The sequence below is a fragment of the Streptomyces sp. NPDC058008 genome, from assembly GCF_042886395.1.
GTDB lineage: Bacteria > Actinomycetota > Actinomycetes > Streptomycetales > Streptomycetaceae > Streptomyces.
In genome coordinates, this window is record NZ_JBHVQX010000052.1 from 1 (window position 1) to 23822 (window position 23822).

The 23822-nt window shown below is 69.3% G+C and carries 18 protein-coding genes, 4 pseudogenes and 3 riboswitches; of the genes and pseudogenes, 10 read left to right on the plus strand and 12 right to left on the minus strand.

Annotated features, from left to right (window positions below):
• Positions 1 to 384 precede the first annotated feature (384 nt).
• Both ACFVS9_RS33130 and ACFVS9_RS33135 read left to right on the plus strand, forming a co-directional pair.
• Positions 385 to 1214, plus strand: a pseudogene (locus ACFVS9_RS33130) (IS5 family transposase).
• A gap of 735 nt (positions 1215 to 1949) precedes the next feature.
• A complete protein-coding gene (locus ACFVS9_RS33135) occupies positions 1950 to 2408 on the plus strand; it encodes a hypothetical protein (protein ID WP_383114803.1) in 459 nt (152 codons plus the stop codon).
• A 718-nt stretch (positions 2409 to 3126) separates the two neighbouring features.
• Here the strand turns inward: ACFVS9_RS33135 and ACFVS9_RS33140 are convergent.
• Positions 3127 to 3684: a DUF6461 domain-containing protein gene (locus ACFVS9_RS33140; RefSeq protein ID WP_389938519.1), complete on the minus strand. Its 558-nt coding sequence runs from the start codon at positions 3682 to 3684 to the stop codon at positions 3127 to 3129.
• A 106-nt stretch (positions 3685 to 3790) separates the two neighbouring features.
• Here ACFVS9_RS33140 and ACFVS9_RS33145 point away from each other — a divergent pair, with 106 nt between their 5' ends.
• The 3 genes from ACFVS9_RS33145 to ACFVS9_RS33155 all read left to right on the plus strand — a co-directional run bounded on the left by ACFVS9_RS33145 (position 3791) and on the right by ACFVS9_RS33155 (position 6791).
• Positions 3791 to 4189 carry a squamosa promoter-binding protein 15 gene (locus ACFVS9_RS33145; protein WP_389938522.1) on the plus strand — a complete coding sequence of 133 codons (399 nt, stop codon included), beginning with the start codon at positions 3791 to 3793 and terminating at the stop codon, positions 4187 to 4189.
• A gap of 367 nt (positions 4190 to 4556) precedes the next feature.
• Entirely contained in the window at positions 4557 to 5198 is a 642-nt protein-coding gene (locus ACFVS9_RS33150) for a chloramphenicol phosphotransferase CPT family protein (protein ID WP_389938525.1), read from the plus strand.
• A 234-nt stretch (positions 5199 to 5432) separates the two neighbouring features.
• Positions 5433 to 6791: an SMI1/KNR4 family protein gene (locus ACFVS9_RS33155; RefSeq protein WP_389938528.1), complete on the plus strand. Its 1359-nt coding sequence runs from the start codon at positions 5433 to 5435 to the stop codon at positions 6789 to 6791.
• 53 nt (positions 6792 to 6844) lie between these two features.
• Here the strand turns inward: ACFVS9_RS33155 and ACFVS9_RS33160 are convergent, their stop codons facing one another.
• Complete coding sequence (locus tag ACFVS9_RS33160; protein WP_389938531.1) at positions 6845 to 7081, minus strand: hypothetical protein; 237 nt, start codon at positions 7079 to 7081, stop codon at positions 6845 to 6847.
• An 829-nt stretch (positions 7082 to 7910) separates the two neighbouring features.
• Here ACFVS9_RS33160 and ACFVS9_RS33165 point away from each other — a divergent pair.
• Positions 7911 to 8069, plus strand: a pseudogene (locus ACFVS9_RS33165) (precorrin-6A synthase (deacetylating)); the annotation flags it as partial.
• Positions 8070 to 8103: 34 nt separating this feature from the next.
• Here ACFVS9_RS33165 and ACFVS9_RS33170 read toward each other — a convergent pair.
• The 5 genes from ACFVS9_RS33170 to ACFVS9_RS33190 are packed head-to-tail and all read right to left on the minus strand — an operon-like array spanning position 8104 to position 15353.
• Positions 8104 to 8934: an ECF transporter S component gene (locus ACFVS9_RS33170; RefSeq protein ID WP_389938534.1), complete on the minus strand. Its 831-nt coding sequence runs from the start codon at positions 8932 to 8934 to the stop codon at positions 8104 to 8106.
• Positions 8931 to 10586, minus strand: a complete 1656-nt coding sequence (locus tag ACFVS9_RS33175; RefSeq protein ID WP_389938537.1) for an ABC transporter ATP-binding protein — start codon at positions 10584 to 10586, stop codon at positions 8931 to 8933. Before ACFVS9_RS33175 ends, ACFVS9_RS33170 begins: the two co-directional genes overlap by 4 nt.
• Positions 10583 to 11770, minus strand: a complete 1188-nt coding sequence (locus ACFVS9_RS33180) for an energy-coupling factor transporter transmembrane component T (RefSeq protein WP_389938539.1) — start codon at positions 11768 to 11770, stop codon at positions 10583 to 10585. The genes ACFVS9_RS33175 and ACFVS9_RS33180 overlap by 4 nt, the downstream gene beginning before the upstream one ends.
• A 5-nt stretch (positions 11771 to 11775) precedes the next feature.
• Positions 11776 to 12693, minus strand: coding sequence for a hypothetical protein (locus tag ACFVS9_RS33185; RefSeq protein WP_389938542.1), 918 nt, complete (start codon positions 12691 to 12693; stop codon positions 11776 to 11778).
• Positions 12690 to 15353 carry a prenyltransferase/squalene oxidase repeat-containing protein gene (locus ACFVS9_RS33190; protein WP_389938545.1) on the minus strand — a complete coding sequence of 888 codons (2664 nt, stop codon included), beginning with the start codon at positions 15351 to 15353 and terminating at the stop codon, positions 12690 to 12692. Before ACFVS9_RS33190 ends, ACFVS9_RS33185 begins: the two co-directional genes overlap by 4 nt.
• A 193-nt stretch (positions 15354 to 15546) precedes the next feature.
• A riboswitch (cobalamin riboswitch) is annotated at positions 15547 to 15695 on the minus strand.
• Positions 15696 to 15783: 88 nt separating this feature from the next.
• A riboswitch (cobalamin riboswitch) is annotated at positions 15784 to 15859 on the plus strand.
• 122 nt (positions 15860 to 15981) lie between these two features.
• Here ACFVS9_RS33190 and ACFVS9_RS33195 point away from each other — a divergent pair.
• Positions 15982 to 17394 (plus strand): hypothetical protein, encoded by a 1413-nt coding sequence (locus ACFVS9_RS33195; RefSeq protein WP_389938548.1) that lies wholly within the window; start codon positions 15982 to 15984, stop codon positions 17392 to 17394.
• A 340-nt stretch (positions 17395 to 17734) separates the two neighbouring features.
• A riboswitch (cobalamin riboswitch) is annotated at positions 17735 to 17880 on the minus strand.
• A gap of 82 nt (positions 17881 to 17962) precedes the next feature.
• Here the strand turns inward: ACFVS9_RS33195 and ACFVS9_RS33200 are convergent.
• The gene (locus ACFVS9_RS33200; protein ID WP_383114806.1) at positions 17963 to 18649 is read right to left on the minus strand and encodes a (2Fe-2S)-binding protein; all 687 of its coding nucleotides are present in this window, start codon (positions 18647 to 18649) and stop codon (positions 17963 to 17965) included.
• Positions 18650 to 18733: 84 nt separating this feature from the next.
• Positions 18734 to 19091, minus strand: a pseudogene (locus ACFVS9_RS33205) ((2Fe-2S) ferredoxin domain-containing protein); the annotation flags it as partial.
• A gap of 27 nt (positions 19092 to 19118) precedes the next feature.
• Here ACFVS9_RS33205 and ACFVS9_RS33210 point away from each other — a divergent pair.
• Positions 19119 to 19489 (plus strand): annotated as a pseudogene (locus ACFVS9_RS33210) (alpha/beta fold hydrolase); the annotation flags it as partial.
• Between the two features lie 242 nt (positions 19490 to 19731).
• A complete protein-coding gene (locus ACFVS9_RS33215; RefSeq protein WP_383114791.1) occupies positions 19732 to 20148 on the plus strand; it encodes a VOC family protein in 417 nt (138 codons plus the stop codon).
• A gap of 221 nt (positions 20149 to 20369) precedes the next feature.
• Here ACFVS9_RS33215 and ACFVS9_RS33220 read toward each other — a convergent pair whose 3' ends face one another.
• The 3 genes from ACFVS9_RS33220 to ACFVS9_RS33230 form a co-directional block, all read right to left on the minus strand.
• Entirely contained in the window at positions 20370 to 20597 is a 228-nt protein-coding gene (locus ACFVS9_RS33220) for a hypothetical protein (protein ID WP_389938552.1), read from the minus strand.
• A gap of 43 nt (positions 20598 to 20640) precedes the next feature.
• The gene (locus ACFVS9_RS33225) at positions 20641 to 20865 is read right to left on the minus strand and encodes a hypothetical protein (RefSeq protein WP_389938555.1); all 225 of its coding nucleotides are present in this window, start codon (positions 20863 to 20865) and stop codon (positions 20641 to 20643) included.
• Positions 20866 to 21394: 529 nt separating this feature from the next.
• On the minus strand, positions 21395 to 22987 hold the full coding sequence (locus tag ACFVS9_RS33230; protein WP_389938557.1) for a hypothetical protein: 1593 nt from the start codon (positions 22985 to 22987) through the stop codon (positions 21395 to 21397).
• Positions 22988 to 23485: 498 nt separating this feature from the next.
• Between ACFVS9_RS33230 and ACFVS9_RS33235 the strand changes: the two genes are divergently transcribed.
• The gene (locus ACFVS9_RS33235; RefSeq protein WP_383114788.1) at positions 23486 to 23815 is read left to right on the plus strand and encodes a trypco2 family protein; all 330 of its coding nucleotides are present in this window, start codon (positions 23486 to 23488) and stop codon (positions 23813 to 23815) included.
• The last annotated feature ends 7 nt before the right edge of the window (positions 23816 to 23822 follow it).

The window sequence follows — 23822 nt, forward strand, 5'->3', positions numbered from 1 at the left end:
GAGCGGGTAATGCTGCGGCAAGCCGCAGCAGAGCACACCGAATTGCGCAAGCGCAATTCGCATTCCGGCGCAAGCGCCGGAATTGAATTCCGCAAGCGGAATTTCCGAAGGGAATGCAATTCGCGCAAGCGCGAATTGGAAGTGACCGCGCAAGGCCGCTCCGCTGCGCTCCGGGCCCGGGCGTCCGCTGCGCTCCCGCCCTACCTGCTCCGCCGGGCTGGCTGCGCGGAGGGTGACGGTGCATCATCGCCCTGGCCTGTGTGGGGCCTGAGGTGTTGGGCCACCACCCCTGCGGCCTGGAGGTGGTGGGAGTGGGCTGGGCTCTGCCTGGCGGCCCTAGGCGGTGTCTTCGAATGATCATCGCTGGTGGATCATGGTGTCGTGATCCGTCGCCATGAACTGTCCGATGCTGATTGGGAGTTCGTCCGGCCGCTGCTGCCCCAGTCGTTGCGGGGTCGGAAGCGGCTGGACGACCGCAGGGCCCTGAACGGGATCGTGTGGAAGTTCCGGACCGGGACGGCCTGGCGGGACGTGCCCGGGCGTTATGGTCCGTGGGCCACGCTGCATACGCGTTTTCGCAGGTGGGCGATGGACGGGACGTTCGACCGGATGCTGCGGGCCGTTCAGGCGAAGGCGGACGCGGCGGGCGACGTCGAGTGGCTGGTGTCGGTCGATTCCACGGTCGTCCGAGCTCACCAGCATGCGGCCGGGGCGCGAAAAGGGGGCTCCGCGACCCGTCCCTCGGCCGGTCCAGAGGCGGCCTGACCAGCAAGATCCACCTGGCCTGCGACCGTCGGGGCCGACCGCTCGGCTTCGTCCTCACGGGCGGCAACACCAACGACCGCACCCGCTTCACCGCCGTGATGGAGGCGATCCGGGTGCCCCGGATCGGACCCGGCCGTCCCCGCGTACGGCCCGATCACGTCTTAGGCGACAAGGGCTACAGCTCGAAAGCGATCCGCACCTGGCTTCGCCGTCGAGGCATCGCCCACACCATCCCCGAACGGGCCGACCAGGTCCGCAACCGGGCCCGCCGAGGAAGCCGCGGTGGCCGCCCGCCGGCCTTCGACCGCGAGGCATACAAGCACCGCAACGTTGTCGAACAGTGCTCCAACCGTCTGAAGCAGTGGCGCGGGACCGCCACCCGCTACGACAAAACCGCCGAGTCCTACAAAGCAGCCGTCACCCTCGCACCACTCCTGATGCGGGCGTGACATCTGACGACAGAACCTAGGCAGCCTCGCAACGGAGCAGACAGGTCATCAGCGTGACTCACGTACCCCATAGCTCTAACCAGCCTGTACCTACTTCAGCTATATAGATAGGCGCGGCTGGCTGCTGCCGCACGCGGGGCAGCAGATCGACCGCCCCGCTCCGCGCGTCCCGCCAGTCGCCCGCAGGGTCCGCGGACGCGAGCCGACGACCGGCGCAGTGATCGGCGTCGCCCGGCTGACCAGCTGCCACCAGGACCCGGACTCCTCCCCGCACCGAGTAGGCGCAGACCGGGGCGTGGTATCTGGAGGTCAACGACGTCCAGGCCCTCGCCCTGCCGATCCCAGTGCACGGGCAGCTCGGGCCCTGGCGGCCTATCCAGGACCTGGCCGACCAGGTCCTCCAGCAGCTGCCGCAGCTGCGGCCGTGACCACCCGGCGCCGCCATCTGCGCGCGGTGCCCACCCCGCCGGAGCAGCTCGTCGCGCTGGTATGCCCACGCGCGCTACCATCGACGAGGTCGTTAAGCCCCCCGGAATCCCCATCAGGAGGTTGTGGCCGCGCGGACGATATCGGCGTGGTCGAATGCCAGGCACTCCGGCAGGTTGTCCAGAGGCCACCAGCGGGCGCGTCGGGGGTCATCTCCGGCGACGATCTGGGTCAAATATGCTGAGTCGTGGCCGCAGGCCGGACATCCAACCTCCAGGGAGAGGTGCGGACATGCGTGGATGGCGGGCGATGGGTCTCGTGGTAACCGGGGTAGTTCTCACGGCGTCTTGCGGGTATGGCGCAGCCATCCACGCGGCAGAGATCTCGCAGGAGCAGCTGGTAGGGACATGGACCAGCCCAGCGGGGACGTCCCTGACCTTCTCGAAGGAGCACACTTTCACCGGGACGGGGTTCGACAAGGTCGAAGCGATGGCTGACTGCGCCCATCCCGAGAAGCTGTCCCATGGCCACTGGGCCTTCTATGTCAGCCCTGAAGGTGGCGGCCTCCTCGAACCCGACGAGACCGCCGCACGTGGCAACGATCTTGAGCTGTCCTTCACCGAGGATCCATCGTGCACTGTCTGGGTCTACCTCTACGGACGCTTCGGAGATGCAGAGGATCCCAACATGTGTCCTACGAAGGACCCTGACGATGGGTGCCCTCCGAACGGCTACATGAAGAGGAGCACGGTCGGCATACGTTCCTGATGCGCGCCAGCCCCGGAACGCCCACGCTCCCGTCTGGCCATGAACACACCAAACAGAGCAGGCCGGCCACCACCGGAAGCGGATGGGGGTACCGCGCGATTGGAATGACGCTCCCCGCCGTCTAGGGCCTTGGAGTGGACCGCGGAGCCCCCAAGGCGTCCGGCCATCGGCTGTATCGACTTCCGGCGCCCTCCAACAGTAGGCCCCGCAGATACAGCCCGCTCATCACTCGCTGGTCAGCACGCGCCAAAGGCGCGAACACCTCCCCGGCGAACTCCTCCAACCGGCCCCGATATGACCCGAGTTCATCTTCCCTCGTACCCTCAGAAAGCCAGCAGAACGTTTATCGGGCCAGATACCTGAAAACGCTCTACTTTTCCGGCGGCGAGCTGGTGTCGCCGACCCAGGCCGCGGTGAACTTCTCCCTAACCCCGACGAAGCTGGACCACCCCGACCCGTTCGGCGTGACCGTCGTTCTGATGGAGAGGACGGCTGCCGTAACACTGATCGAAGCGTCGCTCGCTGAGCCTGACAGGCGAGAGGACCAAAGCTGTGGCACGCAATCTTGACGCTGATGCGCCCCGCCAGCCGCATCAGCGACGCCAACGAACACCTGAGTGCCAAACAGCGATGGTCCTGACCGTCGCCGTGGTCGGCGGTGCGGTCCTGACGGGCCTGGTGTGGACAGTGCTGACCTGGGGCTTACCCTCGGGTTCCGTCAGGTGGTCATCACCTGCGGAGTGCTGGCGCCGGTCTCCGGCTTGGCCGCCTGGGTTGCCGCGCCTCCCTGTGCGCGGTACGAGCCCCGTGAGCTTCGGATCAGTTTCGGAGAGCCGCTGTCACAAGGGGCCCTTTTGAGAACTCCCCTGTCGACTGTAATGCCGTAGTTCTCAGAGATGGCGTTGGTGAGGTCGATTATGGCCCGTCGGCCCTCTCTATCAGACTGGAACTTCTCCCGCATTACTTCCGAGATGAGGAAGGGTCCATCGCCGAAGACATCGATCGGGTTTCTCGGTTCGAAAGCTTCGAGGCGTCTACCGTTCTTCATTCGCCGGAAGAAGTTTGTTCCATCTCCGCCCTTGAAAATCTCAATCTCCAGGGTTTCCGTGTCGCGAGAAACGCTTTCGCGCACCTCTTTGGTCATTCCCAGGGAGATTCCGTCTTCGTAGCCGAAAGACCAGCCTCGCAATCCGCCCACTCTGATCAGATGGTCTACCTTGTCGCATTTAAGGCTTCCTCCAGTTTCATTATCTCCCCTATTTTTGCGGAGGTACACCGTAGTCTTGAAGGAGCTCGTCCGGTGTCTTTGATCTGGCTAGCATGATGCAAAAACTTGGATAGCGTGAGGTTGGAAAAGCTCCGTGATTGTGTTGAATCCTGACATGAGTCACGTCGCCAACGTCATGATCTCCGTCGAGCCGGATGATCGACCGGCTGCCGAAGAACTGAGCCGGTGGTTGCAGACGTCTGCCATGCGGCGAGGCTTCGGTTCCTGCGCTGTCGGCTGGGTCGGCTCGCTCAACGAAACCACCGGCAGCGACACGCGTTGGGGTGGCGGCAAGTACCCGGAATGCGACGTTTACGCCGGAGCGCTCAACCACGCCGACCTGGCCGGTCTGGTGGCGCATGTCGAGCGCATCGTCTGGAAGCACCCCGAGTTCGTCCAGCTGTTCGTGATGGACCAGGAGCAGGTCTACTTCCGTGTGTGGATGTTCCACGGCGCGAAGCTGCGGCAGATCGCGCCCGAAGGTCGAGAAGAAGAGGCCTGGCCGAACGGGTGACGTTCCTGACCTGTCAGTTCGCCTGTCACGTCAGACCCGGCATCCAGTCGATAGCGCAACGCGGATATCGACAGCGAGATGCGGAACCTGCAACAGAAAGCGGCCACGTCAAGGAAGTTGAACCGGAACCCGAGCCATGACAGCACCTGTCTCCTTGACCCGCCAGCATCGAGGTGCTCCAAGGAAAGGTGCAGTTCATGCCACCGGGCGAAGGTGCAGGTGTACGCCGACAACTGGTGCACGGAACTCGCCTGGGGAGCGCTGGACCTACGCAAGCGGTGACCGCGCCGCCGAGGCGAGCGAGCTCGGCCGGGTTCCTGCGTCGGAGGGCTGCACCGTCGTTGATCGGGCCCGATATGTTGGTCGGATGGGAGCCTCTGTGCAGTATGACCGCCCGGGTCACGTGATCTTTCTCAACGGCACATCAAGTGCTGGTAAGACCACCTTGGCCCGCGCGATCCAGGAAGAAAGCGATGAGCCGTACCTGTACTGGGGCATCGACACGCTCTTCTCGATGGTGCCGGAGAAGTGGGCCGGCGGCCGCGGCGGGCTCTTGAGCTTCGAAGGGTTCCGCTACGACCGGTCGGAGCAAGACGAGGACGGCCGTCAGCTGATCAGCATCCGGTACGGCAACGTCGGCCGCCGGATACTTGCCGCCGCCTGTGCGTCGGTTGCCAAGCTGGCGCTCAAGGGCTGCAACGTCGTGGTCGACGAGATGCTGCTGTCTCCCGATCTGCTGGAGGACTGGTTCCAGGCGCTCTCGGGCGTAGAGGTCTATCTCGTTGGGGTGTACTGCCCGGTCCATGTGCTGGAGGAGCGGGAGGCGGCACGCGGCAATCCGGCGGGCCTGGCGAGGGGGCACCTGCGGACGGTTCATGCCCATGAGGCCAGGTACGACCTCAAGGTCGATACCAGCAAGATCCCCGCACAAGAGCTGGCCCGCACGGTGCTTCGGGCGCACTCGCTGGCTGTAGCAGAGGGGCGGTTAGGCGGCGGGCTGCCGCGATGACGGGCGGCGGCCCCGCGCCGTCAATTCTGGTGAACAGTCACGGCAGCTGTAGCTCGTGATTCGTGAGGTTCCTGTCATTGCGACTGAGCGCCGCACTTGGCCCCTGAGCGCCGCACTTGGCCTGGCTGGGCATTCGAGATAGCCCGCAGGGCAGCGCCCATGCCTTTTCACCGGGGATGTTGTGGGCTGCGGTCCGGCGCCTGCTCTGTCAGCGGCTCCGCGTACGGTCAGCGCATGGTTGATCAGAGACCCCCTTTGTCGTCGGTATCGGACTTTGTGACCTGGGAGCCTGTCCTGCGGCTCATGCTGGCCGATGACACGGAGCGGCGTGCCGACCGCCCGGCGCGCGTCGCGGGACGCATCGGTCAGTACGGCACGAGCCTTGCCCATCGAGGGCCGATGTCTTCGACGGCGCGGACCGCAGTGAAGGACATACAGCGGGCACTCGCACAGGGCAGAGTTCAGCAGATCGCATTCAGGGCAGAGGTCCACCCGGACGGAAGGGCCACGCTCGGGTTGGTCTGGCCTACCCCAGTCGTGGAACCGGCTTGCGGCTACCCGGACCTGGGAGTGCTCATCCTTGCCGACGGTGTCCTTCCCGAGCCCTGGCGCCGTCGCCCCAATCCCGCGTTCCGGGCGGTACCGGCGCCTTCGGCGAACCCGGAGCTGCTGGAGCGGACGCTGCGCGAGCGGCTGCCGGACTCCACCGGCGCGACGGAAGAGGAGATCGCTGCCGCCGAAGCACGCCTCGGGGTCACGCTGTCCGATGAGATGAAGGTGCTCTACCGGGTCACCCGTGTGTACTCGGACGACGACTTCGACCTCGAGGAGGCAGACCGGGCCGGCGAGGCGATCGGCTGCGAGGCCTCCGGACTGGAACATCTGCGCAGCGTCGACGGAACGGTACGCCACCTGGGCTGGGACCCCGGCGCAAAGCGTGCGGTAAGCGGCGGGCCGGACGCAGCGGTGCAGAGCCTGGCCGGCTCGCCGGGGTGGATCACCTTCGGGAGCAACGGCGGCGACGAGTTCGCTGTCGACCTGACTCCCGGCCCCGCCGGACACTTCGGGCAGGTCATTCTGATCGATCACGAGCAGAGCCTCGGTGCCGAGCTGGTGGCTGATTCCCTTACCGATTTCGTCCTTGGCCGGATGCGCAAGGAACGCCGTGAACACTGTGGAGAAGCCCTTCCGGTGGCCAGAGTCGGCATCGGAGGCCTGGAGACCATCCAGGCAGCCGCCCATCCCGACTTGGAGGTCCTGACCATCGGCTTCCGGCACGGCGCACCGTTCAGCCTGGCGCCCCTCAGGGCCCTGCCCCATCTGCGCACTCTCACCGCCTTGCCCGGCACGCTATCTGACCCCCTGGAGGTCGCCGGGCTACCAGGACTGGAGTTCCTGGAACTCGGCGCGCAGGAATGGCGCCTACTCCTGGACGCCGAGGCCGTCCCACGTACCCTGAAAGCCGCAGCCATCAAGGTGCGGGAGCAGGACCACCTGCCCGTCGTGGCCATCGCCAACGAGATCCTGGATCTCTGGGACCGGCCTCGGATCGTCCAAACGCTCCTCTCGGGAGACCTCGGCCCTGCGGCTTGATCGGCGGGTCTGCACGAGGCAAGACGATCCGCGCCCCACGGGAGCGAGCGCGGTCAGGAAGTGGGCCGCTGGTGGCGCAGGGAGATGTGGGTGGCGGTGACGGAGCCGGCGATGTCGCCGATCAGTGCGCAGACCACAGCGTCCGGGGCGTGCGGAGTGTTCGGGTGGGTGTCGGGGGCTTCTTCGAGGAGGGCGAAGGCGGAGATGCCGGCCAGGGCGCCGACGGTGGAGCTGATGCTGTGAACCCGGTCGTTGGGTGCGCCGAGGACGGTGGCGGCCTCGGTGAGCATGCGCGGGTTGGACTCGTGGAGGCACAGCCGGTGCAGGTCCTCGAACGTGAGGCCCGGCCGAGGGCGTTGAGCCCTCGGTACGCGGCATGCGGGATGCTGGTGCGGTGGGTGGCGCCGACGCCCGAGCTGGGTGACACCGCGGCCGGCCTGGCCGCCCACCGGCAGCCGTGTCCGTCGCCGTGCGGAGCGATCCCCGCGGCGGCGACCATCTTGGCGGCGACGGTTGCCCACTCCGTGTCCGTGAGAAGCCGGTCGCCGGGGGCGTTCCCGGACCGAGGCGTGCCACACGTGCTCGGCAGGGCGTGGTCCGCGCAGGGCGTCGAGCGGGGCGTCCAGGAGAAGCGCGGGGCCGGACAGGGTGATGCGGTCCAGGGCGAGGGGTTCGCCCTGGTCGCGCTCGACGGCATGGGGGTTCCGGAGAATCGGCCGAGGCCCTTGCCGAGTTGCGCGGCGCTCTGGTGGTGCGCGGTGACGACTTCTACCGACCTCATGAACTGGGTCTGCCGGACCTGTTCCAGCCATGTGCCTGGGCGGTGAGGAGTTCGGGGCTGTGCGGGATACGCCGCAGACCGTTCTCGTCGGCGCTGCCGGCTGCCACCGGACGGGGGTCGCGGGCGAGAGCGGCGAGGGCGCGTCGATGCCGGCGCAGGCTGTGGCGCCTTCCCGGGTGCCGTGGTCCTCGGTGGTTCTCGCCGGCAGGTAGCCGGGGACGATTCCCTCCATCGCCGCCGATAGGAGCGGTTTGTAGGTCCAGGGGCTGGTCGGCCCTGCTCCGTAAGGGGCTGAAGGCCATCCCGGCGGAGCGGCTGTGGGGACAACCCGGACTGCGGGTGCCTACGTCGGCACCCCCGACGCGATCCTGGTCTCCGGGCCTCTCGACGAGGTCTTTGACCGCATCCGCCGGGTACGCGCCGAGGCACAGGCCGCACACGGGTGGATCATGGACACCTACTTGCTGAGGATCCACCCCCACGGCACCGAGGTCTGATTCGGTGCCCGGACGGCACGCTTGCCGACCGGCCTCACTTCCCGTCCGGCGGCGGCGTCGGGCGGGAAGTGCTGAAACGAACCGGCGCCCGGAAGCGGGCGCGTCGGGCGGCACGTCGGAATGTGGTGAGGACTGCGGGGCCGGCCAGCACGATGCAGACGAAGTTCGTGACAGCCCGCCCGGTGTCCCAGCCGAGGGAGGTGGCGAGGTCGAATGCGAGGTAGCGCTGCCACTGCTCGGTGAACGGCAAGCCGGGAAGGTAGGCGATGGAGCTGTCGGGGTCGAGGGAGAACGGCCAGAAGGACAGGTTCAGCAGGAAGCCGAAGAGATAGCCGGAAAGCGATCCGTAGGTGGCGAGCATCAGGACTTCGCGGCGGCCGGTGGCGCGGGGCAGAAATCCCGCGAGCATGCCCACGAAGGCGCAGCCGAACATCTGGTACGGCATCCACGGCCCGACTCCACCGGTGATCAGCGCGGAGGTGAAGAGTGAGGTGCAACCGAGGATGAAGCCGAAGCCGGGCCCGTAGACGCGTCCCGCCAGGACGAGGACGAAGAAGACCGTTTCGATACCCGCGGTTCCGGCGCCCAGAGGGCGCAGCGCCGCGTTGACGGCGGACAGTACGCCGAGCATGGCAAGGGCTTTGGAGTTGATGCCTCCTTCCGCGATCTCGGAGAGCACCACGCACAACACGAGGACGAGGAGGGCTCCGAAGATGAGCGGCGGTGCGTAGTTCGAGCCGAGCTTTCCCGGCGCCACGACGAAGGGCCAGAAGAAGGCCACTACCCCGACGAACGCCGCCAGCGTGATGACGAGCGACACGCGGACGTTGAGCCGGATCGCGGTCGCCGCTGCGGCGGCGTTCACGTCCGATCCCCGGAGTCGCCCGCTGTAAGAGCCGTGGCCACCTGGTCCACCGTGAGGAAGGGCAACGGTGCCAGGATCTTGGCCGTCTGCGGCGCGAAGACAGGTGAGGCGACGATGACTTCGGTGGTCGGCCCGTCCGCCACGATGTCGCCTTCGGCCATGACGACGACCCTGTCCGCGGTACGTGCCACGAACTCGACGTCGTGTGTGGAGATGACCACCGTACGGCCTTCCTCTGCGAGGGCGGCGACGATCTCCGTCAGAGCTGCCTTGGCCCGGTAGTCGAGCCCGCGAGTCGGTTCGTCGAGCAGGACGACCTGGGGCGCGGCGGCCATCTGTATCGCCAGGACGAGCGAGAGTTTCTGGCCTTCGGAGAGATCCCGGGGGTGTGTCGTGTCGGCGATCGCGGGAGCCAGCCGGTCGAGGATCTCCCGCGCCCCGGGGGCTCCGCTCGCGCCTGCGGACTCGCTGTCCGCCTGGTCGAGTTCCTGCTTGACGCTCTCGAGATAGAGAAGGTCGGCCGGGGTCTGCGGGACGAGGCCGACGAGCCGGCGCGCGTGAGCCGCAGACAGATCATGGGGGTCGCTCGCTGCCACCGTCCCGGTGCCCGTGACGCGCACGTGTCCGGCTCTGCGTGGACCGGAACCTTGCAGCGCCCACAGCAGCGAGGACTTACCTGAGCCGTTGCGGCCCATCAGCGCTGTGATCTCGCCGCCTCGCAGATCGAGGTCGACCTCGCGGACGGCGGGGACGCCGTGGTGGTTGACGGTGACGCCACGGGCGGTGAGGAGCGCGGGGCCGTCAGCCGGTGGGGCCGGGCGTAGCGGGGCGGGAGTTGCCCGAGTCAGCCTGGTACGGAGCGGAGCAGCGGCTCTGCGGGCGTCGCGGATGGACAGGGGCAGCGGGTGCCAGTCGGCGGTACGGGCGAGTTCCACGATCGGCGGGGCGATGGAGGATGTCGCGAGGATCTCGGCGGGTGGCCCGTGCACGACGCGGCCGTCGCCGGGCAGGTGGACCACACGGTCGGCGTACTGGATGACTCGTTCGAGGCGGTGCTCGGCCATGAGGACGGTGACACCGAGGTCGTGGACGAGCCGGGTGACGGCCGCCAGGACCTCGTCGGCCGCCGTCGGGTCCAGGGCGGAGGTGGGTTCGTCGAGGACGAGGACACGTGGATGCGCGGTGAGGACCGATCCGATGGCCACGCGCTGCTGCTGGCCACCGGAGAGCTCGTGCAGCGCGCGGTGGCGCAGGTCTGCGAGCCCCAGCAGGTCCAGGGTCTCTTCGACCCGTTTACGCATGACCACGGGCGGGATCGCCAACTGCTCCATGGTGTAGGCGAGTTCTTCCTCGACCGTGTCGGTCACGAAGCCGTCGAGGGGATCCTGTCCGACCACGCCGACGACGTCGGCCAGTTCCCGGGGCGGGTGGTGGGCGGTGTCCCGGCCGTCGACGGTGACGCGGCCGTGGAGGGTTCCGCCGGTGAAGTGGGGCACGAGCCCGTTGACGGCTCCCAGGAGGGTGGATTTGCCGACGCCGGTGTGGCCGACGACGAGGCAGAGCTCGCCCTCCTCGATGGTGAGGTCGACCTCGCGGAGGGCGGGTTCGGCAGCGTCGTCGTAGTGGACGGTGACCTGGTCGAAGGTGATCACGTGGCTTCGGCTTTCTCGGCGCGTGGCTTCGGGACGACGGCCGGGCGGGGCTGCGCGGGTGGAGGGGCGAGGAAGCCGGCGGTTCCGGCGAGGAGGATCGCGAGGGTCGGCACCAGTGGCGGGGTGGGCCAGGTCAGGGGGTAGATGGAGGGGTTGAGTTCGGCGGCGTGGTAGCCCATGTTGCTGAAGAGCAGGACGGCGGAGAGCACTCCGGCCCCGGCGACGGCCCATTCCGGCACCAGCCATGGATCGGGGCGGTACGTGGTGCGGGTGACTCTGCGTCCTCCCAGCCGCAGCCCGGCCACGCACAGGACGGCGCCTGCGGCCATGGCCGGGAGGCCGAGGAACGCGGGCGTGGTCGCGTCGAGAAGTCCGTAGACCCCGGCGCAGAGCCCGCACATGCCCAGGAGCATGAGCGCACCGGTGACACGCCGGGAGCGTGGGGTGGCGGTGCCTGCGCGCCCGTACCCCCGTGAGTCCATCCCGGCCGCCAGCCGTAGAGAGCGTTCGAGGGCGTCCTCCAGAACAGGCACGACGATGCCGCGCAGGGCCTTGAGGCCCTGGCTGCTCCCGGCGCGGAGTCTGCGCGCTCGGGCGACGCGCTGCACGCTCTGGACGAGTTGGGGAGCGACGCTGATCGCGACGGTGACAGCGACGCCGAGTTCGTGCAGGGCGCCGGGCAGGACGCGCAGGGCACGTTTGGGGTTGGCGAGGGTGTTGGCGGCGCCGATGCAGCACAGCATGCAGGCCAGGCGCAGGCCGTCGGTGGCAGCCGACAGCAGTGCCTCCAGCGAGACCGGGCCGCCGAGTTGGATGCCCGCGTACCAGTCGGGTGTCGGTATGTGGGGCAGGGAGAAGAGGAAGTGGTCGTGGGGGGTGATGCCGGTGGCGAAGACGGCGCGGAAGACGACGCGGATCGCGACCACGGTGAGCGCCAGGTAGAGGTAGTACGTGAAGCCCCGTGCCCAGGGAGCTTCCGTACGGCGTGCGGTGACGACGTACCCGAGAACCGCGAGCACGAGGAACAGCAGCAGCGGGTTGTTGGTGCGGCTCACCGCCGTGGCCAGGGCCAGGGCCCAGATCCACCAGGCGACCGGATGCAGGGTTCGGGGCAGGCGGCGTCCGCCCGTGTCCGGCACGGTTCCGGACACGGGCGTGATCGCCTGGGAAGTGGTTCGCGGCACCTCGGCTACTCCGGCCGGCGTCGGGCCGCGTACACACCCGCTCCGCCGACCAGCACGATCAGCGCACCGCCGATCACCACGGGCAGTACGGAACCCGCGTCGTGCCGGGCGTCGGCAGCGGGGGCCGCGTCGACGACCTCGGTCCGGGTGCCCGGCGTCTCCGTGCCCTGAGTGGCGGTGGCGGTCGGGGGCGGACTGTGTGACTCGGAGGCCGATGCTGTCGGCGACGGGCTCCTGGACGGCTTCGCCGAGCTGGAGGCCGGTTCTGACGGTGCGGGCGTCTTCGGCTCGGGGGCTTTCGGTCCCGTGTCGGTACCTGGCGGCAGCGCGGGGGCCCGGTCGGTAGAGGCGGGCTTTCCGACGTCTTCCGTCGGCCGGGTGTTGTGGGCGCGCAGTTGGTCCGGGGTGAGCTGCGGACGTCCTTCGGTCCCGCCGATGTCTGTGCCACCGAAGATCCACAGGTCGACGCTGCCGGGTTTCGGCTTGTACAGCATGGCGCCGAGCTGGCTGTACTCCCAGGAGTTCGCCCCCGGGTCGGCGTGCCAGTAGGACCAGTACGCGGAGGCCGGTGGAGTCAGGACGCAGTCATCCTGTTGCGGTGTCGGGTACTGCTTGCCGTTCTTGTGGCCGCTGTATCCGATGCGGCAGATGAAGGCCGGGCCGTCGTGTCCGGTGCCGGTGGTACGCCAGCCGCCTTGGTTGAGGAGCTCGTATCCGGTCGTGGGTGTGGTGCCGCAGGACCGGTAGACCGGGCCGCCCCAGTGGCTGAAGTCGACGGCGAGGACGACTCCTGAGGTTGTGGTGCACCGGCCCATGGCCTGCGGATCCGCTGCCGCCGACGGGGCGGTAGCCGTCAGCGCGGCAGCCGACAGCAGAAGCGCGGACGGCGCTCGCACGGCTCGGCGCCATGAGGGGGCCCTCATATCCGTCCTCCTGCCGCACGGCGGTGGGCAACGACGACCGTGCGCCACCCCGTGGCGACCAGCAGGGCCGCAAGGCCGACGAGTGCACCGACCTGCGCACCTGTGGAGGCCAACGCTCCACCACCGCCGTCGGTGTCGACGATGCCGCCTGCACCGCCGGCTGTGTCCCCGGGAGTGATGATCGTCGGAGTGGAGGCGTCAGGGCTGGGCACGGGCTGCGGCGCCGTGCCGGTCAGACTGCGCTCCAGAGTGCCGAAGGAGACCCCAGTTGTTCCGCTGACCGCCTGGGTCGACGCACGCAGATCGGATCCGCGCTGGCCCTCCTCGGCAACGTTGAAGCCACCGTCGGTGTTCTGCTGGCCCGCAAGGAACTTCCGGGCCTTGGCGATCTCCGCCGCGTACCGCTTCGCGTCGAGCGAGAGCCCTTGGACCGCGAGGGCGGCGGAGTTGACCGAGTTGCCGGCCGCGCCGGGAAAGCCCCCGTCCGAGAGCTGTTTGCCCGCGATCCAGGACAGGGCCTTGTCGACGGCTTTGTCCGCCTTCTCGCCTCCGGCCAGGCCCAAGGCCATGGCCGCGATGGCGGTGGAGTCGACGTCGGAGTCGCCCGTGGCGGGAATCAGGCTGGGCCACGCGCCGCTGTCGTGCTGAAGGCTTTCCAGATACGCGATCGGCTCGCCCGCCGCGTTCTTCTCACCGGCCCGCACCTGGGCCATGATCGCCAGCGACTGGGAGAAGACGGACGGGGCGTAGGTGTAGGCGCCCCTGGCGGCGCAGCTGCGGTCCGGGGCCTCGCTCGGCCCGGTGCACACGGACTTCTCCAGAGCGGTGATCAGGTCCTGGCCCCCGAAGGCACGTGGGTCTCGGCCCACCACCTGGGCGAGCAGGGCGGCCTTGCCGAGGGAACCGCCGAGCGCGTATTCGGTGCCGGTTCCCGTCCAGTCCTGGAGAGTCCTGCCATCGCCGTCCTTGCCTCCCTCGTCGAGGAAGTCGACGATGCCCCGGAGCTTGTCGTCGTTCAGGCCGGTGGCCGCCAGTGCGTAGGCGCCGTCGATGGTGAGTCCGAAGTCCGCACGGGCCGAACCAGGACCAGCCGTGTAGTACTGCCCCTGCTTGAGGTTGGTGCCCTTGGTGAGGTAGGCGACGCCCTTCTTCAGGTCGGGGCCTTCACCGGCGGGAGGGGTCGGGTCGTCGGTGGGGGGTCCGGTCGTCGGCGGACCGGTCGGATCGGGCTTCTTCGTCGTCAGCCGGGCGAGATCGGTGCCCGCGCCGGCGAGCACGGCGGGTCCCGTCGCGTACAGGGCCGGGTCGGTCGCGCCTTCCTCGAAGCCGAAGCCGCCGCCGTCCAGCTGTTCCCGGGAGAGCCAGGAGACAGCCGCGTCCGCGTGGGCGGTGTCGCCGAGGGCGCGGAGCGCCTGAGCAGCGTACGCGGTGGCGTTGACGCTGCCTGTGGTGGCTCCGGTGTATCCGGGGTACGAGCCGTTCTCGCCCTGAGCCTTCTTGAGGTAGGCGCGGGCCTTGGCCACAGCGGCTTCCTGCCCGCTGACCTCGTGCAGCACGAGGGCCACGAGGCCGGTGGTGGCGGGGTCGCCGTCGCAGTTCTCGCCGGGACGGATCAGGATGCCGGTGACTCCGCCGTCGTCGCACTGCAACTGGATCAGCCGTTCGACGCTCTCCGCCGGAGGTACGGCACCGGCGCGGAGCAGGGCCAGTAGGGCCAGCGCTTGGCCGTCCCCGTAGGTTGCGTTGCGGAAGTCACCCTTGGCGGTGCATCCCGGAGTTGGCTCGCCCGCGTCGGGACCTGCTGCGCACACGTTGTCCAGGAGGGCGGCGATCAGGTCGTGGCCGCCGAAGTCCCGGGGATCGGCCTCCGTCGCTTCGGCGACGAGCGCGAGCCGGGCAGCGGCCGTCGCGTCAGGGGCCTGGTCCGTCCCCGACGGGTAGGCGTAGTCGCCGGTGTGAGCGGCGAGGAAGGCGGTGACCTTGTCAAGGGTGGCGCTCGCGCCGTCGCCGGCGGCGAGAGCGTAGGCCGCCTCGGTGGTCAGCAGGTAGTCGGGGGCGTCGGTGCCCTCGCCGACGACGCGTTCGCCGTCCTGGAGCGTGCCGCCGACCCAGGCAGCCGCAGCCGCGACGTCGATCTCACCGGCCGGGACCGTGGGCGGGTTTCCGGGGTCGGGGGGCTCGGTACCACCGCCCGCGCGTACCTCGTCGGGGGTGAAGGTCGGCTTGCCGGTGGTCCCGCCGATGTCGGTGCCGCCGAACACCCACGCGTCGACGTCGCCGTCCTTCGGCTTGCGGTCCATGGCCCCGTACTGGCTGTACGTCCACTTCTTCTGTCCCGGGGATGCGATCCAGTACGACCAGTAGGCCGTGGCAGGCGGGGTGAGTACGCAGGATTCCTTGTCCGTGGTGGGGTACTGCGTGCCGGTACCGAGGCCGATGCGGCAGATGAAGGCCGGGCCGTCGTGCTCGGTGCCCTCGGTGGTGAAGCCCGCCTCGCGGAGGAGCTCGTAGCCGGTCGTCGGCGTCGCGTCGCAGCCGCGCTCCACCTCGCCGCCGAAGGGGCCGAAGTCCACGGCGACGACCGCGCCCTTGGTGCCCGTGCAGTCCTCGACGGGGTCCGCTGCGGCCGGAGTGACGACGGTGACGAGTGTCACGGACATGGTGAGCAACAGGAATGCCACTGATATCAGGGACAGGAACGCTCTGCCCCCCGGCTGCCGGTCTCTTCGCTCCGCGGTCCCCACCGCTGCCCCCTCGTGCTGTTTCCGTGGGGACACGCACGTGGCTGAGGGGCCCTCACCGCATGATGCGTGGCGGGTGGGGCCGGTCGTCCACGCCGTAGTCCGCGACGGCGCTTATCGCTGCAGATCAGGCCCCAGGTAATCCGGCTCGCCCGGCGATGCCGGGCCTACGGTTGCGGGTCAGCGCCGGATTTCGACCGGCTTCCCCTGGAACTCAGTGCTTAACAGGCGGATTGGAGCACGTGAATTCACATGGCGTCAAGAAGCCGTAGCGCAGCGCACACAGGGGATCGTGCGGGACTGCTGGCAGGACTCGGCCGCCTGGGGTAGCGTCCTGGGCTGCCACGTGGGGGAACCCGGTGAGAGTCCGGGGCTGACGCGCAGCGGTGTGGGACGGCAGAGGGCCGTCCTGAGCCCGAATGCCCATGGCGGCGGTGCACCACAGGAAGCCGGTCCACGCGTTCGGGCGGCGGCCTTGCCCACTGCTGCCCGCACCGAGGCAGGAGGCCGGGCCTGGTCGACACGCCCCTCATCCCAGGAGCAGGCCATGCCCCGTATGTCGATCTCCCCTCGTCTGGCGTTCACGGCAACCTTTTCCCTCGGGGCGCTCTGCCTGAGTGCTCTGCCGGCCGCGGCCACCGCCACGCCGGCCCAGATCGCGACCTCGAAGACGAATGGTGTCGCCTATCTCAAGTCCCTCCAGGCCTCGGACGGTTCGTACGCGGGCGCCGGTCTGTCGAACGAGTGGGCCTTCAGTGCACTCGCCTCGGCAGGAACTGCGGCCGTCGACGTCACGCCGGGGGGCGACACCACGAAGAACGCGAGATCCGTCTACCGCACACTGCTCGCGACCGCTGGGTGGCCGTCGGCGACTCCGGTGGTCACGGACTACGAACGGGCCTCGCTCAACGCCTATGCGGCCGGCATCGACCCGGCCCGCGTCTCCGCCTCCCGCAACCTCGTCGCCGACATCTACGGCTATTGGCAGACGGCCGAACCGGGTTACTTCGGCCCCTCGGCGAATTTCAACGGCACCGTCTTCGCCGCGCTCGCCCTCGGCGGAGCGAAGACGCAAGCGGGAGCACAGCGGACGCCCCAGCCCCTTCGCGACGCGCTCGTCACCCGTATCCGCGCCAACCAGCACAATGACGGCGGCTGGGACTACGGCAAGGCCGAGGGCAACCCGACGCAGCTCGCCGCCACCAGCGACATCGACATGACCGGGGCCGCGATGGCCGCGCTCTGCGTCTCCGGGGTCCCGAACACCGATACCGACATCGCACAGGCCAAGGCGTTCCTCAAGAGCAAGCTGGTGCCGACGAGCGGCGCGTTCAACGCCATGTTCGGCGTCAACACCGACTCCAACGGCTGGGCCGTGTCCGGCCTCAACGCCTGCGGCATCAACCCGCAGACCGGCGACTTCCTCACCTCCGCGGGCAAGACCCCCGTCGACTTCCTCATCGCCCAGCAGTTCAACCCTGGCGGTGGCTTCAAATACCTCCCCAGCGACACCACACCCTCCGCCTACGCGTCCATCGACGGCCTCCGCGCCGTCGCGGGTGGCGGCTTCACAGCCACTCCCCCCACGCCCTCGACCGGTGGGGCACCGCAGTGGGTCGCCCAGAGCGCCTTCACCTCCGGCACCGCCACCAAGCTGGCGATCACGGTGGACGACGGCGCAGGCGGCCTGAAGGTCTGCTCCGTCGCCTTCACCCCGTCCGGCACCACGACAACCCTGGGCACCGTCCTCGACTCGGCCACGACCACGGCCACCCCGACCGGCTGCGTCAGCAGCGTGACCCCCGCCACCGGAACGGGCACGATCACCGCACTCAACGGCAAGGCCAACAGCGGCTCCGACAGCTGGAAGGTCAGCGTCGACGGGTCGGCCTTCGCCGGGGCCTCGCGCGCAAAGGTGATCAACGCGGGCGACACCATCGCCCTGCGCTGGGGCGCCTGACCTCCACATGGATTGATGCCCCGGGGGCCGGGCTCCTGCCATGCTCCGGCTCCCGGGGAGCGGTCGCAGTCACGGACATGCGCATCGTTTCCCTGTTGCCCGCGGCGACCGGCATCGCGGCCGGGCTCGGACCGGTAGTACACCTGGTCGGGCGGACTCACGAATGTGACTGGCCGCCGGAGGACGTTCGGTCCGTTCCGGTGGCCACCGCAACGGACCCGGCACAGGACAGCACGAGCAGCAGGGAGATCTCGGAGGCGGTCGGCGGCTCGTCACCACTCGGGCTCGTCCCTCCACGCTCTGGGCACCGAGGCCCTGGCCGCCCTTGCCCCGGACGTGGTGGCGGTGCACGTCACGCGCCGGACGCTCCGACTCGCGGCCTCGACGGGACGCACACGGTTGCGGGTCAGCGCCGGATTCGCACCGGCTTCCCCCTGAGCGCGCACGCATTCAGTTGTTGCTTCGAGCACGCCGAAGCAACAGCATGCCAAGGCCAGTCGACCGGATGCCACCAGGCGTCCGTACACAGGCGGGCGGTGGTCGCCCGCATCCTGGTGGATAGCCGGGTTCAGCTCGCGAAGCAGCAGTCCCCGCATGTCGTGCCCGTCGGAGTGCGGTAGTAGAGGCAGCAGCTGCGACGGCGGAAGGCCAGGCCAGGCCCGGTCAGGTGCCCCGTACCGGCCAGCCGCCCCCTGCTGAGCAGCTCCGGCACGAGCGCGCTGAGCGGACCACGCAGATGTGGATGGGCAGAGAGCAGCACGCCGGCAGAACCTGCCAACGCGGACGCTGCGTTACCGTCCAGGAGGCGTGGAGCAACCTTGACCCTCAGGCCGACGCGAAGAGCGTCCAGGTGGTGCATCACCTGGGCGTACAGAGTTCCGGTCATGTCCGGGAGCGAGTCGACGTTCCAGCCGGCGGGCTCGGGCAGCCTGAGCTGCGAGCCGTCGTCTGCGCGCTGCAACGCGCCCATGTCCGGCACGACTCCGCCCAGCAGCACGCAGGCCAGAACCGGCGACCAGAGACGGGCAGCGTGTCCGAGGTGAGCGATGGAAACTCCGACGCGCAACTCGTCGGTGCGGTATCGAGCGGCGACGGTGGTGGACAGGTCGGTGAAGCCGCGGCTGTAGAAGTGGTCCACGGGACGCCAGCCTTCGTTGCCGCCTCCGACGCGCAGGGCGAAGAAGCCACCGATGGACGCCGCATCGTCCAGTGCCGCTGCCACGACGGCCACGGGTGCGCGAACGGGTTCACTCATGAGAATTGCCTCCTTGGGAGAAAGGGCACCCCGCAGGGGCGGCCTGGACGAAGCCGTACCCATGAGAGCCGCCTCCCGGACGCTCGTACGGCGCCTTGGGGGCAGGCAGGCGTACAGATCGATAATCTCCGGTCGCGGGGCCGCGCCAGGTCCGCCGGCCCGTACCCGGGCCGCTATGTCTTCGGTCGCTCGGGGATCATTCACCAGCCCCAGCCGTACCGGCCGGGCACCGGCTGCCGGTCCGGCAGCGGAGGGCTGCACCACGACGACGTTAGCCTGGTCGCACGCGTCGAGGCAGGCGGAGACACGTACGGGGCCCCGGAACACGGACGCGCCGTCTGCGCCGCGTGATCGATTCCGCTCACCTTGGCGGTGCCGCAGCAGCAGTCCCGGCAGAGACGACGATCCGGCACGGAACCGGATCGGCAACCTCTCCTGCCACAGCGGAGTGGTCCGAGGTTCCTTCGTCCGGCTGCGCGACCGCTTCCCCTCCGGCACCCTCCCGTCCTGGCTGCCCGAGGACGACCTCGACGTCTACGCCGCGGAGTTCGAGCGCACCGGCATGACCGGTGCGCTCAACCGCTACCGCAGCGTGGACCGCGCCCGGGAGGATCGCGCCCCGCACCGCCGCGCCCCGTCAAGCGGCCGTCCCTGTTCATCGGCGGTGCGCTGGACGCCTCAACCACTTGGATGTCCGACGCCATCGATGCCCACCCCACCGCCTTCCCCTGTCCGACCGCCGCCCACGTCCTGGACGTCTGCGGCCACTGGATCCAGCGGGAACGCACCGAAGAGGTCAACCACCTGCTGACCGAATGGCTCACCACCGTCCAGGGCTGAACCGAGCGGGCCGCCTGAGAGGCTTGGCCTGCACCGGCTCCGCGCCGTCGGAGACTTGGCTCGCCGCCTCCCCGGACCGGGTCCCGGCGGATCGCCGACGTTGGGGGACAGGCGGTGGAGCAGCACCAGGGGTAGGTGATCTGCTGTGGATCAAGCCCGTCCGGTGTTCCTGTTCGAGGAGATCTCGGATCTGTCGGGCGGGCGGCCTACTCTGAGCCCCGTTCTTACTATCTGGGAGAGTTATGACGAGTAGGTTCACCGAGCTGACCATCGACTGCCACGATCCGGAGCGGCTCGCCGCCTTCTGGTGCGGGGTTCTGGATTTCGAGGTGATCGACCGGGACGAGGGCAGCGTCGAGATCGGCTCGTGGGTGCCGACCGTCGGGGAGGTCCAGGCCCGTCAGATGCCGGTCACCCTGGTGTTCGTCCGGGTGCCCGAGGGCAAGACCGTGAAGAACCGGCTCCACCTCGACGTCAGCCCGATCGACGCCAGTACCGAGGACGAGGTGACCAGGCTGCTCGCCCTCGGCGCCACCAGGGTGGACGTGGGGCAGGGGCCGGGCCGGAGCTGGGTGGTCATGGCCGACCCCGAGGGCAACGAGTTCGATGTCCTGCGCTCCCTGGCACCGCAGGACCAGGCGTTCCTCGCAGATCGATGAGTCGTTGGTGCTGACGCCCGAGAGGCGCGCATCGAGGCGTTGTTGCCGCTCGGACTCCGCGGCGGGGTGGGCGGTGGCGTGGTCACAGGCAGGTGGTCGACACGTCGCGTTCCCGTACGCACCGACACGCTGTGGTGGGCCTGCCCGAGCGCCTTGGATCGTGGAAGCTGCCCCCGGCCGTTTGCAGAGGTGAGCCGCGGACGGGGTCCGGGTTGGGGCCTTCACGGCACCCCTCTGGCTCCAACCACCGAGGGACGGCGGGCCATCACCCGGTCCCGCCAGTCGTAGACCCGGGCGAACGCCGGCTTCTGGGCGCCGGACCGGCAGTGTGCTTCGGCGCCCTCGGCGTCGGTGAACGCCATGAACGTCTTCTCGCACCGCAGGTGGCCGTGGAGCGTCTCCGGCCGGCCCTTGAAGAAGCCGTCGTCCTTCCCGGAGCAGAGCAGCACCGGGCAGGCGGTCCGCTCGGCGATTCCGTCGCGGAGGTGGTGATCAAGGTAGGCGGCGCAGACGGCGCGCGGGGGTGTCGGCTCCCATGGCGAACCTGCCGTGCTCGATCGCCCACTTGCTGGAGTCGGCGGCCATGGCGGCCGTCAGCGCGGCGTCCAGCTCAGGGTCGTGCCGGGCCCGCAGCCGGCGCTCGGCCTCGGCGCTGGGCAGCGGGAGGGAGGCAGCGCTGATGTCGCCGAGGTCGAGGATTCCGTCGAACGCGACCACGGCGGCGATCCGGCGGTCGAATGCGGTGGCGCGAGACGCTGCGCGAGGTAGCCGTCCATGCCGGCGCCGAACACGGCCATCTGTTCCGGATCGGCCTCGGGCCGCGTCTCCGTGAAGTCGAGCACGGGGATGACGACGTTCTCCCAGTCCGGCCGGAACATGAGCTGCTGGTGGTGCCGGGCTGACCGGGGCCGCGAGGACCAGGACGGTGTAGCCGCGTTCGACGGCGGCCGCCGCGCCGAAGAAGCGCATCTCCTCCGCGGCGCCGTCGAAGCCGTTGGACATCACCACGGTCGGGCGTGGGAGGGCGGCGTCGTCGGGGCGGTAGAGGTAGCAGGGCAGTGTCGTGTCCTCGTAGGGGATGGCGACCGGGCTGGATGGCCGGGGTGAAACGCTCGGCGGCCTGGCGGGTGCTCGGCGCCCAGCGCGCCACCGTCGGTTCGTCTCCGTCCGCACGGAAAGCGGGGCCCGTCCGCCGGTGGCGGGCACCGTGGCCGCCGACCACCGGCGTCCTGGTGGTGTGTTCGGGTCAGCCCGAGGCCAGCTGTTCCGCTATCTCCTTGATCCAACCGGACTTTCTCGCAGGGTCGTTGAGGGATTCCGCCCACGCTTCCGGTGCCAGCTTGTGCTGGGCCGGGCCGGACTTGAGGGCGACGAGCAGGGCCCTGGCGGACTCCCGCATCTCAGCCGTCGTACCTCCTGAAACGTCAGGACCTGCCGCCAGCGCGTAGATCTCGCGCGCCATCGCCTGGCGCTGGCCCTTGGACACCTTCTTCCAGAACTTCAAAGCGTGCTTCAGCGACTCTCCACGCGACGCGGCCTCCGCCGGAGTCTCGCCCTGCGTCGCCCACCGCTCGGGGTGGTGAACCTCTTCGTAGCGCTTCGTCGCGGCACGAAGCGCCTTGTACATCGTGACCCCGAGCACGAGGCCGGCTCCCGCTCCGGCGAGGCCCCAGCCGACCGGGTTGCTCGCCAGCCCGGCCGTTCCCGCCGCGACCGCCGTCACGACGCCGGCCGCTGCCTTGACGGACTCGCCGCCGCCACCGACCGCCTCCTTGCCGATCTTGGTGAGCTGCTTCTTCTTCGCGTAGCCCTGGACCGTGTTCAGCATCTCCACGTCCCTCTCGGCGCGCTGGAGGCTCTCGGCCGCGTCACGTGCTTCCCCCATCGCCTCCCAGGCGGCGTCCACCGCCTCGGAGACATGCTCCAGCCGTCCCGGGCCTTCGTCCTTCCAGTAGGCGTCCAGTGCCACGTAGGCCTCCGCCGCCGCCCAGCCGGCCTGCTCCCGTGACTCCTTCAGCCGGGCCAGGGAGCCCGCGTGGACCAGGTGGGGGTCCCCCAGTTTCTTGACCTGTCTGTACTTACGCGCGGCTCCCCCGGCGCGCAGAGCGGACCGCATCCCCTTGACCGCGCCGATCGAAGCGCTGGCGATTCCACTCGCCTCGGAGGCCACCGCCGCGTCCGCCGCTTTCTGGACCTTGGTCACCTCCTTGGCGATGGCCGCGCTGTAACTCCCCGAACCGGCGGCACCCACGACCGTGTCCGCTCCCTTCACCTTCGCCTTCTTCTTCGCCGTGTGGTGCCCGGCCCCGGTCTCGTGCTTCCTGGCGTCCTTGATGTTCTTGTACGCGTCCATGCCGCTGACCACCGTCCCGGCGGCCTCCGTGAGGAGGTTGCCCGAGGCCGCGGAGGCGCCCGACGCGGCCGCGGAGTGCTTGAGACCCTCGTTGGCCGCGGCGGCTGCCTGCTGGGTGAAGGCCCCGTTGGTGGGGGTCTGGAAGCCCTTGATGAAGGTGTCGATGGGCTCGAGGTTCTTCTTGAACCTGTCGAGGAGACCGGCGATCCGGTCGCGGTAGTCCTTCTTCCGCGCGCTCTTCTTCGCGTTCGTCGCTCCGGCGGACGCGTCACCGCTCTCCGCCTCCCCGTCCCTCGTGGTGTTCCGGGCGCGCTGCACCGCCGCGGTCGCGGCCCGGTTCCCGACGCGGGACTGCATTTCGAGGAAGGCGTGTTCCGTCGAGCGCACGGACGTGTTCCCGGTCCGGGTCCCTTCCTGGCGCTGCCGGGCCGATGCCAGGACGGCTGCGGACTGCCGTGTCGAGGTGCGGCGGAACGGGGTGCTCATGGATGGATGTACCTCTCCTGTACCGGACCGGGCGAGGCGAAAGATAGCCAGGCCGGGCCAACAGAAGGGGTGCGGCGGGGAAACTCCGCGTGCATGTGGCGGGACGCGTTGTGCGGGACGCGTTGTGGGGACTCACCCGGCCGCCATCGCACCTGACTGCCGGGATCGCCGCAGAGCATCGGCAGGGCACACGTCCCGGCGCCCGCGGGCCCGTCCCTCTTCGTGGCGATGGCGGTGTCGGTGGCGGTGGCGGTGCTTCCGTCAGGGTGACCGGGCCGGCGTCGGCCGCCCCTGTGGGCGGGGATGAGCTGCTGGGCGGCCTGGCCGGCCGCGTGTGCCTCCCTGCCGCTCGTCGCCGTATCGGCACAGGTGTGCTGACGGGCATCCGGCGAGCGGAAGCAACGGCCTGCGGAGATTCGGAGTTGGGCTGCGCTCGACGGCCGGTCAGCTCTACGGTTGGCCCAGCGACCGGCGCTACGGGTGAGCGAGGTGGGCGTGATGGACATTCCGCTGGTGGACGCGGTGGCAGCGGTGCGGGACGAGCTGCTGGAGGCCGCTTCACGCGGTGCGGGCCAGGACATCGTCTTCGCTGTCGGACCGGTGGAGATGGAGTTCGAGGTCGAGCTGCGGGCCGACGCCAAGGCCAAAGCGGGCTTCAAGCTGTGGGCCGTGGGAGCCGAGGCCGAGGCAGGTGTCTCACGCGGTCGTACGCACCGGGTGGCGTTCACGCTGACACCCCGTGACGCACGGGGCGGGGACCTGTTGATCAGCGGCTCCGCCGACCGGCCCGCCGGCCCTGGGGCCGCCGGCGACCGCATCCCGGACTGAGGACGGC